The 17802-nt window shown below is 31.2% G+C and carries 16 protein-coding genes; 8 read left to right on the forward strand and 8 right to left on the reverse strand.

Translation table 11 applies throughout. From position 1 onward, the window contains the following. Positions 1 to 2: 2 nt before the first annotated feature. Positions 3 to 560 carry a class I SAM-dependent methyltransferase gene (locus tag ACX119_RS09250; protein WP_459350960.1) on the forward strand — a complete coding sequence of 186 codons (558 nt, stop codon included), beginning with the start codon at positions 3 to 5 and terminating at the stop codon, positions 558 to 560. On the opposite strand, the gene ACX119_RS09255 is transcribed toward ACX119_RS09250, so the two are convergent. After that, positions 561 to 2357 carry a sensor histidine kinase gene (locus ACX119_RS09255; protein WP_459350961.1) on the reverse strand — a complete coding sequence of 599 codons (1797 nt, stop codon included), beginning with the start codon at positions 2355 to 2357 and terminating at the stop codon, positions 561 to 563. Positions 2358 to 2535: 178 nt separating this feature from the next. Here ACX119_RS09255 and ACX119_RS09260 point away from each other — a divergent pair, with 178 nt between their 5' ends. Continuing rightward, positions 2536 to 2907, forward strand: a complete 372-nt coding sequence (locus tag ACX119_RS09260) for a response regulator (protein WP_459350962.1) — start codon at positions 2536 to 2538, stop codon at positions 2905 to 2907. 145 nt (positions 2908 to 3052) lie between these two features. Here ACX119_RS09260 and ACX119_RS09265 read toward each other — a convergent pair whose 3' ends face one another. From ACX119_RS09265 to ACX119_RS09285, 5 genes are all read right to left on the reverse strand, one after another. Beyond that, a complete protein-coding gene (locus ACX119_RS09265; protein ID WP_459350963.1) occupies positions 3053 to 3241 on the reverse strand; it encodes a hypothetical protein in 189 nt (62 codons plus the stop codon). A gap of 86 nt (positions 3242 to 3327) precedes the next feature. Next, a complete protein-coding gene (locus ACX119_RS09270) occupies positions 3328 to 4986 on the reverse strand; it encodes a DGQHR domain-containing protein (RefSeq protein WP_459350964.1) in 1659 nt (552 codons plus the stop codon). 44 nt (positions 4987 to 5030) lie between these two features. Continuing rightward, on the reverse strand, positions 5031 to 5855 hold the full coding sequence (locus tag ACX119_RS09275; protein ID WP_459350965.1) for a DNA methyltransferase: 825 nt from the start codon (positions 5853 to 5855) through the stop codon (positions 5031 to 5033). 41 nt (positions 5856 to 5896) lie between these two features. Further along, the gene (locus tag ACX119_RS09280; protein WP_459350966.1) at positions 5897 to 7300 is read right to left on the reverse strand and encodes a DNA-methyltransferase; all 1404 of its coding nucleotides are present in this window, start codon (positions 7298 to 7300) and stop codon (positions 5897 to 5899) included. Between the two features lie 51 nt (positions 7301 to 7351). After that, complete coding sequence (locus tag ACX119_RS09285) at positions 7352 to 7627, reverse strand: hypothetical protein (RefSeq protein ID WP_459350967.1); 276 nt, start codon at positions 7625 to 7627, stop codon at positions 7352 to 7354. Between the two features lie 68 nt (positions 7628 to 7695). Between ACX119_RS09285 and ACX119_RS09290 the strand changes: the two genes are divergently transcribed. The 6 genes from ACX119_RS09290 to ACX119_RS09315 all read left to right on the forward strand — a co-directional run bounded on the left by ACX119_RS09290 (position 7696) and on the right by ACX119_RS09315 (position 16761). Beyond that, a complete protein-coding gene (locus tag ACX119_RS09290) occupies positions 7696 to 8256 on the forward strand; it encodes an HD domain-containing protein (protein WP_459350968.1) in 561 nt (186 codons plus the stop codon). A 172-nt stretch (positions 8257 to 8428) separates the two neighbouring features. After that, entirely contained in the window at positions 8429 to 9832 is a 1404-nt protein-coding gene (locus ACX119_RS09295) for an MBL fold metallo-hydrolase (protein WP_459350969.1), read from the forward strand. A gap of 37 nt (positions 9833 to 9869) precedes the next feature. Beyond that, complete coding sequence (locus tag ACX119_RS09300; protein ID WP_459350970.1) at positions 9870 to 12608, forward strand: type I restriction endonuclease subunit R; 2739 nt, start codon at positions 9870 to 9872, stop codon at positions 12606 to 12608. Then, the gene (locus ACX119_RS09305) at positions 12605 to 14047 is read left to right on the forward strand and encodes a restriction endonuclease subunit S (protein ID WP_459350971.1); all 1443 of its coding nucleotides are present in this window, start codon (positions 12605 to 12607) and stop codon (positions 14045 to 14047) included. The genes ACX119_RS09300 and ACX119_RS09305 overlap by 4 nt, the downstream gene beginning before the upstream one ends. Then, positions 14037 to 15521 carry a class I SAM-dependent DNA methyltransferase gene (locus ACX119_RS09310; RefSeq protein WP_459350972.1) on the forward strand — a complete coding sequence of 495 codons (1485 nt, stop codon included), beginning with the start codon at positions 14037 to 14039 and terminating at the stop codon, positions 15519 to 15521. Before ACX119_RS09305 ends, ACX119_RS09310 begins: the two co-directional genes overlap by 11 nt. Further along, on the forward strand, positions 15508 to 16761 hold the full coding sequence (locus ACX119_RS09315) for a restriction endonuclease subunit S (protein ID WP_459350973.1): 1254 nt from the start codon (positions 15508 to 15510) through the stop codon (positions 16759 to 16761). Before ACX119_RS09310 ends, ACX119_RS09315 begins: the two co-directional genes overlap by 14 nt. Here the strand turns inward: ACX119_RS09315 and ACX119_RS09320 are convergent. After that, positions 16758 to 17303 (reverse strand): TBP family protein, encoded by a 546-nt coding sequence (locus ACX119_RS09320; RefSeq protein WP_459350974.1) that lies wholly within the window; start codon positions 17301 to 17303, stop codon positions 16758 to 16760. The two genes, ACX119_RS09315 and ACX119_RS09320, sit on opposite strands and share 4 nt — an antisense overlap. 148 nt (positions 17304 to 17451) lie before the next feature. After that, a complete protein-coding gene (locus ACX119_RS09325; protein WP_459350975.1) occupies positions 17452 to 17793 on the reverse strand; it encodes a DeoR family transcriptional regulator in 342 nt (113 codons plus the stop codon). Positions 17794 to 17802 lie beyond the last annotated feature (9 nt).

Below are 17802 nucleotides of genomic sequence, written 5' to 3' on the forward strand. Positions count from 1 at the left end.
TTGTGAATTACAACAAAGAATTTTGGGACAAATACACGGATGAAAATGAAGAAAGGTATAACGAAGAATTTGCAAAGTTTACAAGAGATTTGGCAGTATCGCTTCGATGCACTAGTGTTTTAGAGATTGGCTGCGGAACAGGAATTGATCTAAGACTATTTCCTGATACCTTTGAAGTCAACGGAATAGATCTTAACGAAAATGCATTAAAAATTGCAAGAGAAAAGCAACCAAATGCAATATTTAGAATTGGAAACATTACAGAGTTACCATTTGAGGATTCATCGATTGATTTTGTTTTTACACATCAATTATTGAATTATCTTGATGATGAGACTCTAGAAAAAGGAGTTTCAGAGATGTATAGGGTTGCAAGAAAATACATTATGAATTGTGAAAAATTTGAAGAATCAGAAAAGAGTATTGACGAGTTTCATAAATTTCGCAACATGAAACAGAGATGGCTCAATTATAAGGTAAAAATTGTTAGCAATGTGGATATGCATGAGGAAATTGATCCTGATAAGAGTAGATTTACTTTGCTAAGAAAGTTACAGTAGCTAAGTTGTTTTTGGTTTTGGTACTTCTATTGAAAGAGTAGTTGGAATTTTTATAGTAAATGTAGTTGGATTGTTAGATACTGAGATTTCACCATCATGCTGCTCTACAATGTTTTTACAGCTTGCCAATCCAAGACCAGTTCCCTTTTGTTTTGTGGTAAATAGAGGTTCGAATATTTTTGCCATATTATCCTCAGAAATTCCTTCTCCAGAGTCGATAAACTGGATTATTGCATATTTTTCTTTTTCAGAAATTTTGATGTTAATTTTGCCACCTTCATGCATTGCCTGAATGGAGTTAATAATTAGATTAATAAATACTGCATCAAGTTTTATTGGATCACAGTTAATCTTTACATCTTTACCAGAAATATCCAATGTAACATCATCTGGGAGATTAACTTTTTCTGCAGAACTTGTAATCAAATCTTTAACATTAACAGAGACTAATTTCAATGGAGAGTTTCTAACATATCCTAAAACATCATCTACTTGATGAGATATTCTATCAATGCTCTTCTCAATTAAATCAATTCTCTTAGTTACACTTTCATCAGATATTTTAGTATCAGCAGGATTTTGTTTTAGAAGATCAACTGACATTTTCATGACAGATAATGGATTTCTCAAGTCATGTGCAAGACGCCCAGATAATTCACCTATTGCAGATAGCCTCTCTGATTTAAGAACCTCATGTGTTTTTTCTTCTACAAGGTTTTCAAGATTATCTCTTTGTTCTATTAACTCAGTTGTTCTCATTTTTACAAGACGAGAAAGATTTTTGTTAATTGTAATTACAATTACTGCAAAAACAGCTAACATTGCAACAACTCCAACCATCAAGTTTTGAGCAGATAACTCCTCATCGGTTTGCAAAAAGATTGCATCAACTAGAGAGATAACTATCACCATACAAACAATTGCCAAAGTCAAAGGTATTCCAAATCGACTAATTGTCTCAAATTGAATATTTTCTGAGAAGAACATTGCCTTACTTTCTTCAGTGGGATTGTTTGCAATTTTAAGACGTACATGAAATGCAAAAATCAACAGCACAAAGCTATAGACATACATTAAATCGACGGGATGCCCATCATAGTAGCTTCCATCTAATTCTGCAAATAAGAAGAACGTATCTGAGATATTGTAGACTATAAATCCAAACAAGATTAGCATCCAAGAAAAGTTTGCTCCTTTCTTAGTTAGGAACATAATTCCAACAATTGCTGGAACTAGTTGTATTGATGCTAAAATTGGATATGCTAATGCAATGGATGTTGGGAAAAAGTCTTCTCCTTCCATGTCATCATATGCAGCCAATACAGATGGAATTAAAAATGAAAAAGACAGACCGATGGCAAACAACCAAACAGGTTTTTTGATGGATTTCATTGCTGGCTTTAGTGAGATGAATAAAAATGCAGTCATGCACGGATAGGCTGCAACATAAAAGATGTCTGCTTCAGATGGGAATGGTTCGCCTTCCCACACATGATCATATGCTTGCCAAATTTGTTCTGCGACAAACCAAAATGCCGCACCTACAGCAAATATTGCAAAAGCTTTTGCCTGAAAATGTTTTTGTCTGAATAATTTTATTGCAAGAATTGAAGAATATGCTGTTAGTATCGCAGGAGTAATTGCATATGTGGGAATTGAGATCCACATGAATTCTTCATCATCTAAAAATGGTCTTAGTTGATACAGAGCTGTAAAGATAATCAAAACGATAACTAAACCAATTAGTATTGTTCTATTCTCATTGCTAGAAGTTTTCTTTACTAGTTCAGTGCTCAATTTCTAAACCTCTTAACATCATATTTTTTGTTTAGTATACAAGGATATACCTTCTCATCAATCTTCAATTGCTTTTTACCTCAAAAATTCTTGACTAAAATAATTACATAATCATCAATGTGTAATATTTCCTACAGACGGAGTCTTTAATAGGATAGTATGAGAGTATTATTTGGGCATGGAAAGATCTGTTCTAGTAGTAGAGGACGATGAGGATTTAATTGGAATTTACAAAGAAATCTTGGAATTACATGAGTTTAAAGTTGAGACTGCACTAAATGGCCAAGAAGGAGTTGAAAAATTCAGACTATCAAAACCATCCCTAGTGATTATGGATGGAGATATGCCAATACTTGATGGATATGAGGCATTCAAACAAATCAAAGAGATTGATAAAAATGCAAATGTGGTAATTGTCACCGGCTTCTCAGAATTTGAACCAAAGAGTCAAGAGGCAATTAAACAAGGATTAATCAGAGTAATTTCAAAACCATTAGGTGTTGATGAGTTACTAGACCTTGCAAAAAAGTATACAGAAATTAAACACTAGTTTTTCTTGAAATATCATATAGATAACTTTGATATTATTTAAAAGCGGGTCTAGAGGGATTAAAAGAGTCTAAATCGAGAGTCTTTGAAGTATACATATTCAATAATAATAGAAACTACTGAGCTTTAAACTTTTCTAAGTAGAGCTAGGATCGTTTCGCTCTAGTTTTTGGTTTCTTTATCTCTTTACGAACTTTATCTTGGATTTTGATATATTCTTCTATGATATCATGACAATCTCTACAAATCATCACTTTTTCATTTAGTTGTTTATCATGATGAGTTGTTAATTTCTTGTATTTCTTACAACATCTACAATCTCCAAATCCCGACATAATATGTCTAAAAAACGTATGAACTTAAGCATATTGAAATATCTAATTTTTGAGAAGATATCTTTCACTCTAAAAGAAATATTCTATTAGTAACGTTTTGGATATTCTGGTTTGAAATTCTCACCTGTATGAACATTCATTTTATCAATTATTTCTTCACTAAGTTTTTCTACCTGACCAAAACCCCTAGATATTTTTGAAAGTCTTTTTTGTGAAAAATCTACATCTTTTAGAACAGACAGATAGTCATCAAGATCCACGTTTGCAAACTTGTATTTTTTCAGAATTGCATTAAGAACCACCAATAAGGCATTTACTCCAGAAAATCTAGTTACAGCATAATTTGTTGAATTTAGCCATTTGTTAGTGGCTTTGGTTTTACCTTCGGTATTTTTCTTCACAGATTCAAAAAATCTTGTAAGTATAGACAGTTGAGTTTCTAATGCTTTGTTATTTTCCTTACTTGACGTTGTCTTCTTTTGATTTAGAGGAGATACTTTATTCAAAGAACCTGTGTATTTTCCAGTACTAGGATCATAGCCCAAAAGAGTATTGAGTAATACAGGTTTAACAAACCCTGTAATGCTTATAGATTTTCTAGGTTCATTTTGAGATGTTTGTATCATATCTTTCCAAGGTGATCTTTCATTCAATTTTTTTACAATTAGACTTGCCCAAGTCAATTCATTTTTTGGATAAGGGAATGTAGAAGCAAGATCATGAATTAAAACTGGATCAATTTTATTTTGATTATAATTAATTTCAACAAATGTTTTACTTTGTTTGTCTAATTCTAATTTTTTGAATGCAACTATAGGTATTTTGAATTCTTTTTCTTTTTCTTTGGTAACTTTTTTGTATTTTGTATCACTGAAACCGTAGATTCTATGTTGACCATCTATGATCCATGCACAGCAATAAGATGTTGGAAAATACAATTTTTTGTCAGTGGGATCCCACTTAATTTGTTTTTGAATATTTCTATCATCATCAAAAGCGATAATGACGGAATTAGCTAAAAGTAGATCTTTGTTAGTCTTGTAAAATTTACTAAGACCTTCTAATTTTTTTCCTTTTATGATTCGTTGATATGAATTTGTTCTGTGTGAAGTTCTTCGAAAAACATATCCCATTTCAATTAGTCTTGAAGGGTGAATTCCAAGTAGATAAATTTCGTTTTTACCTTGTTTTAGTTTAACAGCATCTTCCGGATGTATATCTCCAACTTCAGGTTCTACTCCAAACTCTCTTAAAATTTCATATTTTTCTGCAGACAACAATATTTTTGAGGCTTTGTAAAAGTAATTTACCGCTTCATTTCCCCAGAAAATCATTCCTTCTGATTCAATTCTCTTTTGAATTGTTTCTTCTTTACTTTCACTTTTTTGAATGGCTATACCATAATGGATCTGTTTGACATTTTTTAGATCATTTAGTTTTATTGTTGAACGATCAGAACAAAGAACATATTTTATTTTGTTATCTACTACTTTCTGCCAATTCACAAGAGCATGATCAATAGTTTCCTTTAGTTTATCATCAGATGATTTGCATTCTATTATTATGAGATGTTCCCCATGTATTGCACATACATCCATCGAGAAATTATCAGTGTCAGGTTTATTGTAAGAAACATGTAATTCTGAATCTAATTTATCGAAATCACAACGTTCAAGAATTTTTATAATTTTATTCTTTAATCCTCTATGGATATTATTCTCAGAGCCAGACAAAGTATTTTGCATTAAAATGTAGCTGTTGTTAAGCGTTATGTAATATCATATGCATATCATAAATTTGTAAATTTTTTAATTCGGGCTTTTGTTTCTTTTACTTTTTGAGGATTTTTATCAAAACAGTAATAGTTTCTATTTAGAATTTTTGAAGAAATTGCTGTGATGCCATACCTAGCAAACGGATCTAGTACAAGATCACCCTCATTAGAAAATACCATTATGAGTCTAAGAGCAATTTCTTTAGGAATTTGGTCACGAAATTTATCAAATTTTTCAAATGGTGCATACCATATACTGTCAGAAATCTCCATCTTTTTCTTATCAGATATTTTGATAGAATCTAATCTATCAAGAATTCCAATAGACTCAGTATTTTCTCCTTTTCTTCTTAAAATGTAAATAGTTGAAAAGGGAGTTTTATCAGCACTAATCATGGTAATGGATTCCATTGGTTCAACATCATTAACAGATTCTTTACTTGCTTTTACCCAAATGAATTCCCCTTCAATGTCCCAATTCTTTAAAACATCTTTGGAATCCATAATTTTTACAAAAATTTGATTTCCAATTGGAATAACTACATCATTAATTGGATCTAAATCATTACTTACTATCAGACAACAAATTCCTCCAGATTTGGTAACTTTTGCTATTTTTTCGAGTGATTTTTCAATGAATTTGAGATATTTTCCAGTTTGTGTTTTTTCTTCCCATACTTTAGGATCAGATTTTTTTAATTCCCTTATTTCAGAATAATATTTTTTGAGATGAATGTATGGTGGAACTACTATACTCAGATTTACAGAGTTTGACGGTAAGAAATTATCTAAGTTAATACTATCTTCACAAAGAATTTGGTTAAAAACAAAATCATTCAAATTTATTTGAATTGAATTTACTTGTTTAATAATGTCATGTATTATAGTTTGAGTTTTTTAGTTTTATTTTTCATAATTATTTTTTGCTTTCTAATAGATTTCAATTTGATTTTATCTTGTAATTTTTTGCCCTTAGCAGTTAACTCATAATATTGTTTTGAAGCAATTTTTTTTGCAGATTTTACGGCGTTTAAATGATGCTCTAGAATATCAATACATGCCTTTACTGGTTGTCTGTTTTCGACAATTCTAGTTTCAAGAACACTATTGAGTTCTGCTTTGATAAATGGTTTATGCGGTAAATTTGTCAATACATTATACAACATAGATTTAGAATCTTTTAATGAACCCAGATTAAGTCTACTAAATTTTCCATTGGCGCTTATTATAAAACAGAGATAATTTGATTCAGGATTTTTATAATAAGCATATACGCCTGTTTTTCCATTTACACTTCGTTCAGAATCTGTTTTTAGAATCAATTTGTAACCGGTTGGTATATTTTTGGATAGATCAATCTCTTTTGTTTCAAAATACCCAATTTGATCTTCTTCATCCCAACCTTCAATATGATATACAGGAATAAGCATATTACTTATTTTCAATTTTTGTGAAACTCTACTTTTTGCTTCTTTAACATATTCTTTTCTTATATCAATTCCAATATAGTTTCTTCCTAACTGATTTGCAACTTTAGTTGTTTGACCACTACCATTCATTGGATCTAATACAACATCTCCCTTTTTGGTATACAATGTGATTAATCTAAATGGGATTTGTTCTGGGAATGGTACAGGATGATTAATTGAGTTTGGTGGAACTGGAGCAATATTCCAAATTGAATTAGCTATTTCTCTTTTTAAAATTCTATTAAGTGGAACTCTTTCTTTTTCTTTGATTGAAATATCTGAACGAACCTTGCCTTTTTGCAAAACAATAATGTATTCATGCATAATATTGGCTCGATAATAGGTTGCAATAGGATATTGAATAAATAAACCAAATCGATTTCCTGCACCATTTCTGCCTGATGTAACCTTGTTCCAGATAATCATATCCCTAAATCTCCATTTGTTTGGAGTATCATCATTCTCAAGTGAACATAATCTATCTAAAAATAGGGAAGGTAGTGGCAAAAGTTTTCCATTAACCACTTCATCTCCAATTACAATACAACAAAACCCTCCTTCTTTTGTAACCTTGTAAACATCATTGAAGATTTTCTCCATTAGTTCCATGTATTTTTCTGTAGTTTGTGTACCAGTTCCGCGCATCCACACATTTTGTGATTTTTTAACATTAGTCACATGTTGAGAATAATCTATAGCATTCCTATAGGGAGGAGAGGTTATGGTTAGAGCTACACTATTAGGTTTAACATATTTAGAAAGTTCACTACTATCAGCTTGAATAATGTCATTTAAGACAAAATTCTTTTTTAACACAGCTTCTTTTGTGTGAAGGAAGCTATAAACTTTGCGCGAAAATCAAAAAAATTAGAGATCCATATTGCAATTCATGCAATATCGATTTCCATTTGAATCCATATCTTGCATCTTCTTTGGATGCTTACAGTTTGGAACTAATTCTTTTCGTAAGATTTGAAGGATTTCAACTTCATTTTGGATAGAGTCTGATAGTGATTTGGCAAAATCCCTCATAAAATCATGGTTTTGATTCCATAGTTTCTGTGGATCTGCAAACCCCTCTGACCTATTTTTTTGTAGTTCAATAAACCAGTCCAGAATTTTAATTGCTTTTTTTATAGTCATTAAAATTTTAAGGAATTTATTTAAAATAATATTGAAGGTAATACTGTTGTAATTGGAATAAGATATTCTTGGAATTAGTTAAAAATGCAGAACTGTATGCAAAAGAAAAACACAAACAAATGACTAGAAAAGATGGAGTTACTCCCTATTCAAAGCATCTTGATGACGTATCAAATAGACTCAAAAGTCTGGGTGTAATAGATGAGGAGATTCTCTGTGCAGGTTGGCTTCATGATACTATTGAGAATACTGATGTAACTTTTGATGATTTGTATGAACAGTTTGGTAGCAAAGTTGCAGTGTTGGTATCATCACTATCCAAAGATATGTCCTTGCCAAGAAAAAAGAGAGAGCAGGCATATGTCAAACAACTCAAAGAAGCATCTGCTGATGCAAAACTCATCAAATTGTGTGATATTTCAGCTAATCTAAGTGATTTGAAAAATTACAATGCATCAAAATCTCAAAAACTACGTCAAGTGCGACAAAAGCGACATTATCTGACAATTATCAAAAATGAACTACTTGAAAATACAAACTATCCAAAATTAGTACCACTTTTAGAAAGTGTAAATTTAGTTTTGAGTAGATTTGGTCAAAGACCAATATCATTACAAGTAAAGACATAGAATTGAACAAAATACTGAATAATCATTAATGAATAGATAACAGATATTGTTGATTAAAATTACCAGACAAGATCTTGATACATCAAACATTGCTTTTGTGTTATGTCCATAGAAAAACTTTAGGGGTGTTTTTCACAGATCCTTTTTAATAATATCTTAAATTCATCATTTTATGACCAGTCTTACCTTTTATGGTGGAGTAAATGAAATTGGTGGAAATAAGATCTTACTTGAAGACAAAGATACCAAAGTATTCCTAGATTTTGGCAAGTCATTTTCTCGAAGAGCATCATATTTTGAAGAATATCTAAACCCTCGAACCTCTAATGGCATAGTTGATTTTCTAACTATGGGATTAGTTCCTGAAATTAAGGGAGCATACAGAGATGATTTGATGGTAATGGCAGGACGTAAACCAGAAGAACCAGACATTGATGCAGTATTGCTAACTCATGCACATGCAGATCATGCTGATTACATTTCATTTTTGCATGAAGATATTCCAATTCACATGGGTGCAGGATGTCATCTTATTCTCAAAGCATTATCAGAGAGAGCCCAGAGAAATATCGAAAAAGAAATTCTTGATTTTAAACCAAGACCGTATAGTGCAAAGGATGTTCCAATTCAAAGAAAGATTAACGAATTTAGAACAGGTGATAAATTCAAAATTGGTTCATTAGAAGTAGAGCCAATCCATGTTGATCATTCAGTACCTAGTGCATATGGCTTTATCATTTACACTTCTGAAGGTGCCATAGCATATACTGGCGATATCAGACTACATGGAACACATCCAGAGATGACTCAGGACTTTATTGACAAAGCAAAAGAAGTAAAACCAATTGCATTAATTTCTGAAGGAACAAGAATTACAGATAAAGAAACACAAGAATCAGAACAAAAGGTATACCAAGAATCTAAAAAGACAGTTGAAGAAACTAACAATCTTGTCTTTGCAGATTTTAATTTCAAAGATGTAGATAGGCTAATGACATTTTATAATATTGCAAAAGAGACAGGAAGAAAATTTGTTGTAAAAATGAATGATGCTTTCTTTCTGAAGCATTTATCGCAAGACAAACATCTCAAGGTACCAAACATTGATGATGAAGACATTATCATTTATCTTCCTAAAAGAGGATCAGGGCAGTATTCAGATAAAGACTACAAGGGTAAAGATAGAGAATTTTTAGACCTGCATAATACTTGGACTGCTGAACAAATTGCTCAAAGACCTGAAAAAGTATTGTGTGCTATAGGATTTTACAGCTTTACTGCACTAATTGATATGCAACTAAAGTCTGGTGCCAGATACATTCACTCATCATCAGAGCCATATAATGAGGAGCAAAAATTATCTCAAGAGAGACTGGATGCATGGATTAATCATTTTGGAATGCATAAATTTCAGAGTCATTGTTCAGGTCATGCAAGAGGTCAAGACTTGCTTGATGCAGTATCTGAAATTGGAGCAAAGATGTTGTATCCTGTTCATACAGAATCTCCTGAGGCATACAAGAAAGTTGCAAAAAATATGACTATAGTTCAAGAGGGAGTAAGATATGACCTTTGAGACCCTGAATAAATACATCAAATGAAGTGATTATGTTATGAATCCTGAGGACAAAGCGCGCAAAGACATTGATAAAATGTTGACTGATTCAGGTTGGATTATTCAAGATTATGAGGATAGAAATCTTAGTGCTGGATTAGGAGTTGCAGTAAGGGAATATCCACTAAGTAAGGATAATGCAGATTATGCCCTCTTCATTGATTCACAACCTGTTGGAGTTGTAGAGGCAAAAAAGTATGGTCATACACTAAGTGGAGTAGTAGAACAATCTGAAAAGTATCTAGATGGTTTACATGAAAAATTCACATCTGCTCCAATTAGACCACCATTCTCGTATGAAACAACAGGAATTGAAACTAAATTTGCAGATAGACGTGATCCTAATCATCGCTCACGCTATGTATTTTCATTTCATAGACCTGAACAATTACGAGAATGGCTACAAGAAGAAAAGACATTACGTGCAAGACTAAAAGAAATTCCTGAACTAAATTATGATAATTTAAGAATATGTCAAGTTGAAGCAATTAAAAACTTGGAGGATTCATTTTCCCAAAACAAACCTCGTGCATTAATTCAAATGGCAACAGGTTCTGGTAAGACATTTACTGCTGTCACTACAATTTATCGCTTAATCAAATTTGCAAAGGCAAAGAGAATATTATTCCTAGTTGATAGAAATAATTTAGGACTACAGGCATTAAAAGAGTTTCAACAATATGTTACCCCTGATGATGGTAGAAAATTCACTGATTTGTATAATGTTCAACAATTGCAATCACATACAATAGATCCTGTTGCCAAAGTTGTAATATCTACAGTACAGAGAATGTTTTCAGTTCTAAAAGGAGAAAAAGAATATCATGATGAAAATGATGATTTATCCCTTTTTGATAATCCTCCTGATGAAACACCTATAGATGTAAAATATAATGAAAATATTCCAATTGGAGAGTTTGATTTTATTGTAATTGATGAATGTCATCGTTCCATTTACAATAAATGGCGACAAGTTCTTGATTACTTTGATTCATTTCTAATTGGACTAACTGCCACTCCGTCAAATGATACAATTGGATTTTTCAATAACAATCAGGTTATGAGGTATAATCATGAGCGAGCAGTAGTTGATGAAGTAAATGTTGGATATCATGTATACAAGATTCGCACCAAAATCACCAATCAAGGAAGTACAGTTGATGCAGGACAGTTTATTGAAAAAAGAGACCGCCTTACGCGTAAACAAGAGGCTGAAATGCTTGATAATGACCTAATTTACGCACAAAATGAACTTGATAGGACTGTAGTATCTAAAGACCAGATCAGACTAGTAATTCGTACCTTCAAAGATAGACTACCTGAGATTTTTCCAAATAGAACTAATGTTCCAAAGACTTTGATTTTTGCAAAAGATGATTCACATGCAGAAGACATTACAGAAATTGTTCAAGAAGAATTTGGATTAGGTAATGAGTTTTGCAAGAAAATTACATACCGCACTAAAGAAGATCCAGAAAAACTAATCAAGAGTTTTAGAAATTCACCAATGCCAAGAATTGCAGTAACTGTTGATATGATTGCAACTGGTACTGATATCAAGCCACTTGAATGTATTATCTTTATGCGAGATGTTAGAACAAAAAACTACTTTGATCAAATGAAAGGTAGAGGAACTAGAACTATATCTCCTGATGATTTAATGGCAGTAACTCCAGATGCAAAAGCAAAAACTCACTTTGTAATTATTGATGCAGTAGGTGTTTGTGAGCATGCAATGAGTGATACACATTCATTATCTACAAAACCAAATGTTTCGTTTAAGGCATTACTAGATAAAGCAACTGATAAAAATGCTGATACTGGTGATATTGAAAGTTTAGTGTATAGATTATCAAGACTAAATAGAAAATTATCCCAAGATGAAAAAGATGAGATTACAAGTCAAGGAAAATCACTTGTTGAAATTGAAAAAACATTACTTGATGGAATTGATCCAGACAAACGGGTAGAAAAAGCAAGAGAGCAATTCAAAACTGATGAGCCAACTGAAGATCAAATCAGAACAGTATCAAAACAAATGATTAATGATGCATGCAAAGTATTTGATTCAGCAAAACTTCGTAAAACAATTTTAGATGTAAAGTCTAGAAATGAACAAGTAATTGATGACAAATCTATTGATGAATTGCTAGAGGCAGGATTTTCTGCAGATGTTCACAAACTAGATGAAAAGACTATAGAGAATTGGTCAGAGTTTATCCAAAAAAATAAAGATCAGATTACTGCCCTTGATATTATTTATTCAAAGCCATACAAAATGAGAGAAGTAACATTTGCAGATATCAAGGAGTTGGCAAATGCTATTGAAAAACCTCCCTATAATCTCACGCCTGAGACTCTATGGGGTGCCTATCAGAGGCTTGATAAATCCAAAGTCAAGGCTAATCCAGTCAAAATGCTAACTGATTTGATTCCAATTATTCGATATTCCTCAGGTAAGGAATCATCACTATTGCCCTTTTCAGAAATTATTGATTCAAGATTTGAGAAATGGCTGGTTTCACAAGAATCATCTGGAAGGGGATTTACCCCAGAACAAAAAGAATGGCTTGTGATGATAAAAAATTCCATTGCAAGTTCTGTTTCAATTAGTATTGATGATCTAGATGATGTTCCATTTAATCAAAAAGGTGGTAGAGTGAAGTTTTATCAAATATTTGGAACTGACTATGAGAAAATATTAGAGGAATTACATGAGGTGTTGATTAATCAATGAGTATTTTACTCTTAGAACAAAAAAACTTGCCAAAAGGATGGAGTTTATCTTCTTTAGATAATTTTACAATTTTAATCCAAGGTCAATCTCCACCATCTTCTACATATAATGACAAAGGTGAAGGACTACCATTTTTTCAAGGAAAAGCAGAATTCAATGAACTTTATCCCACTATCAAAAAATGGTGTACGGTTCCAAGAAAGATAGCTGAAAAAGATGATATATTATTATGTGTAAGAGCAGGAACTGGTGCAATTAATCTCAATCCAACAAGATCTTGTATTGGGAGGGGATTATCTGCAATACGAACAATGTGTGATGTTGATCCATTTTATGTTGTTTATTTTCTACAAACATTAACAGATTTTTTTAATGGACAAGGAACTACAATTACAGGAATAACTTCTAATGATTTAAAAAATTTACAGATACCTATAGCTCCATTTAATGAACAAAAAAGAATCGTAAATAAAATAAAAGTATTATTTTCAGAATTAGATAATATAAAATCTACTCTTAATAATGTCAAAATAGAATTAGATGAATTTGAACAAACATTACTTAAATTTGCATTTGAGGGCAAGCTTACAAAGAAATGGAGAGAGTGTAATAATCCTACTCTAAATAATATTTTTAAAAAAATAGATGAAGAAAAAAAGAATCAGGATAAAAAATTGCAAAATATTGAGCCTAATACAATTGGTTTTTTTCAAATTCCTGATAATTGGAATTGGATAAAAATTGCAAATGTTTCAAAAGAAATTCAATATGGTACATCTGAAAAAGCAACAACTACAAAATCAAAAATTCCAGTTTTAAGAATGGGTAATATACAAGATGGGAAATTAGATTTTAATAAATTAAAATATTATCCAAATAATTGGGAACATTTTAAAACATTTGAACTTAAAGATGGTGATGTTTTATTCAACAGAACTAATAGTGCAGAACTTGTAGGAAAAACAGCAGTTTATTATAATCATCACCCCTCTGCAGTATTTGCTGGATATCTTATTAGAGTGAAACTTCTTGAAAATACATTTCTTCCTTCTTTGTTATCCTACTATATCAATAGTATTTTTGGAAAATTATATGTTAGTTCTGTTGTAACTCAACAAGTAGGGCAGGCAAATGTTAATTCTACTAAATTAATGATGATGCCATTACCATTGATGTCTTTTGAAGAGCAAAAAGAAATACATTCTCAATTAGAACTATATCTTTCACTCATCAAAAACACTGAGAATGTTGTAAATTCATTATTAACTAAATTAGAAACATTGTATTCTACTATATTAAAAAAAGCATTTGAAGGAAAATTAGTCCCTCAAGATCCTAATGATGAACCAGCAGAAATTCTACTTCAAAAAATAAAACAAGAAAAAGAACAGTTAATACAAAAACAAAAACCATCGAAGAGGAAGAAAAATGTCAAATGAAGCACCAGTAGTAGTAGCAAAACTTTGGAATTTCTGCAATGTATTACGAGATGATGGAGTATCTTATGGTGATTATGTCCAGCAATTAACTAATTTATTATTCTTGAAGATGGCAGACGAGCAAACAAAACCACCATTCAAAAAACCATCAATCATTCCAAAAAAGTATGATTGGAGTACATTAATTGATAAAACTGGTGATGACTTAGAGAATCATTATAGACATGTACTAGAAAATCTAGCCCGAGAAAAGGGACTTTTAGGCGTGATTTTTAGAAAATCTCAAAACAAAATCCAAGATCCTGCAAAACTAGAGAGACTAGTCAAACTAATTGATGGTGATTCAAAAGACAAAGACAAAATCCTCTGGAGCGGAATGGATATTGATATCAAAGGAGAAATTTATGAAGGATTATTAGAGAAAAATGCAGAAGATGTAAAGTCAGGTGCAGGTCAATACTTTACACCGCGTTCATTGATTTCAGCTATAGTTGATGTTATACAGCCAAAACCAAAGGAGACCATTGGAGATCCTGCATGTGGTACTGGTGGATTTTTCTTGTCTGCTCACAAATATCTCACAGAAAATTATAATTTAGATCCTGAAGAGAAAAAATTCCTTAAAGAGAAAACCTTCAAGGGTTGGGATATTGTAACTGAAGTGGTTAGGCTGTGTGCAATGAGTATGTATCTTCATGGTATTGGTTCAACTGAAAGTCAAATAACTGCAGGTGACTCGTTAATTTCAGATTCTGGTGATAGATTTGATATTGTAATGACAAATCCCCCATTTGGTAAAAAGTCTAGCAATATCATATTCTCTGAATCTGGTAAAGCAGAACGAGAATCAATGTCATATGAAAGAGATGACTTTTGGACAACAACATCAAACAAGCAATTAAACTTCTTACAACATGTAAAAACAATTCTCAAAGTTAATGGCAGATGTGCAATTGTAGTTCCAGATAATGTTCTCTTTGAGGGAGGTGCTGGTGAGACTGTAAGGAAAAAAATGTTAGAACAGATGAATTGTCATACTTTGCTAAGATTACCAACTGGAATATTTTATGCAGGTGGTGTAAAGGCAAATGTATTATTCTTTGATAAAAAACCTGCAAGAACTGATGGCAAAGCATGGACTGAAAAAATGTGGATTTATGATTTTAGAACAAATCAGCACTTTACACTAAAAGAGAATCAATTGAGTAGAGAACATCTGGATGACTTTGTAAAGTGCTATAATGCTAAAAATATCCTCAAAAGAAAGGAAAGTGAACGATTTCGTGCCTATTCCTATGATGATTTAATCAAAAGAGACAAGACATCATGGGATCTTTTTTGGCTCAAAGATGACTCATTAGAAGACATTGAGAATCTACCGCCACCTGAAATTATTGCTGATGAAATCAAAGAGAACTTGGAATCTGCACTTGATTCAATAAATGAGTTGATTGATAATCTTGGAAAAAAATAATCTTCCAAAAGGTTGGATTGAAACAAGTCTAGAAAATGTCTGTTCAATTATTTTAGGTCAATCCCCTCCATCATCCACGTATAATTCTGTGGGAGAAGGACTACCATTTTTTCAAGGAAAAGCGGATTTTGGTGAATTATATCCTACAACAAGAATTTGGTGTTCAAAACCTAAGAAAATTGCAGAAAAAAATGATCTCCTTTTATCAGTTAGAGCTCCAGTTGGTTCTACTAACTTAAGTAGTGAACCATGTTGTATAGGTAGAGGATTAGCATCTATTAGACCCCTTATAAAACAAATGGATATCAAATTTTTTATTTATTTTTTCAATCTTATTAAAAATAATTTAAACACTATTGGAACTGGAACTACTTTCAAAGCAATTTCTGGACGACAAATTAAAGAATTAAAAATAAAACTTCCTCCATTAGAAGAGCAAAAAAGGATAATTAAAAAAATTGATGATCTATTTTCTAAATTAAAAAAAATTAAAACTTTGATAAAACATACACAAAATCAATTAAAACAATATGAGCAATCATTATTGAATAACACACTTCAAAGTTTAACTTTTGATTATGAATCTAAAAAACTCAACGATATATGCATAAAAATTACTGATGGAACTCATTTTACTCCTGAATATACTGCTACTGGAATTCCATTTATTTCAGTAAAAGATATACAAAATGAAAAAATTAACTTTGACAATTGTAAGTATGTCTCAAAAAAAACTCATGATACTTTGATAAAACGATGCAAACCTGAGTACGGTGATCTTTTGATTACTAAAAGTGGTACTATTGGGAGAATGGCTTTGGTAGATACAAAAATTCCATTTAGTTTGTTTGTAAGTGTTGCATTGATAAAACCAAAAAAAACAATTAATCGTAAATATCTAAAATATATCTTTCATAATTATTTTAATCATTTAGATATATCCCAACAAATCAAAGGTGGTGTCATCAAAAATTTTCATCTTGAAGATATTAGAGAGGTAATGATACCTATTCCACCCAATGATAAACAACAAAAAATAGTTGTTGAATTAGAACAGTCTTTTTCATATATTAAAAATATTGAAAATATAATTCATCAAATGTTATTACAAGTAGATTTACTATATTCTACTATTCTAAAACAAGCATTTGAAGGTAAACTGATCTCACAAGATCTAAATGATGAATCAGCAGAAATATTACTAGAAAAAATTGCTAGTGTAAAACTGAATAAAAATTAATTATTTATCTTTTGATTTACTTCAAAAAACGTAGTATTAATTTCATCAATTGATTTTGTACCTGTTATAATTCCTTTACCTGAAGAAAATAACATTATGGTGCAATTACCATGTATTCTAAATATTAATGCGGGAAATTGTTCAGGTTCATACAAACTTTTTGGAATTGTTCTTGCTAATTTCTCAATAGGTAGTTTTCTTTTTAGATCGAATCTTGCAACAATGTTTCTAATATTAGATTTGATTTTTGTGTATTTTGTAAGTTTATATTTTTGTAGTATATGAGATGCTCTTTCTAATTCTTTTTTTGATTGGTCAGGACTTTTTGTTCCAATTGAAATTAATTTTCCATTTCCAAATACTATTACTTTTCCAATCATTGTTCCATCTTTGATATATCCACATGAATACAAATCAAGATTTGAATTAAGGAATTCATATTCATTAAAAGATGATATGTCAACTTCTTGTTTAAGATCTGCTGTACAAACTGTATTGGAAATTTCAATGTCTGATATTAGTTTTGATTCTAGTTTTTGCACAATCCAAATGTAGATCTAGTGTTTAAAAATAAAGTATCCTATTCATAAGAAACCCTTAGATACGTGCTCTAAATTGGACTTTATTAGTCTCGAAAATTTTTTAAAATCGGACATTATGTAGGCGTAAAATAACCGGAAAAATGTCCGCTTAGTGAAACATTTGTTTTTCAATGACCCTTAGATCACGTCTTATTGTTCTAGTGCTTACTGCTAATAATCTTGCAATATGATATTGTCTTAATTCACAGGAATACCAAAGTATGTACACTGCAAATCTACGTATGTCAGGAAAAGCTCTTCCACTACTGAGTTGTCTGCACCATCTCCTAAAACTTTCCTCTAAATTATCCTCAGTAATGTGTTGTTTTTCTAACAAGTATTTACAAAAAAACTGCTTGAAATTAGGAATATCTTCCAATGGAAGCAGTTCTGAGACATATTCTTGTTTGAAATAATTCCTTCCAATATCCTCTAATCCACTGTTAGTCATTTTTCTTTT

The sequence above is a fragment of the Nitrosopumilus sp. S4 genome, from assembly GCF_054515835.1.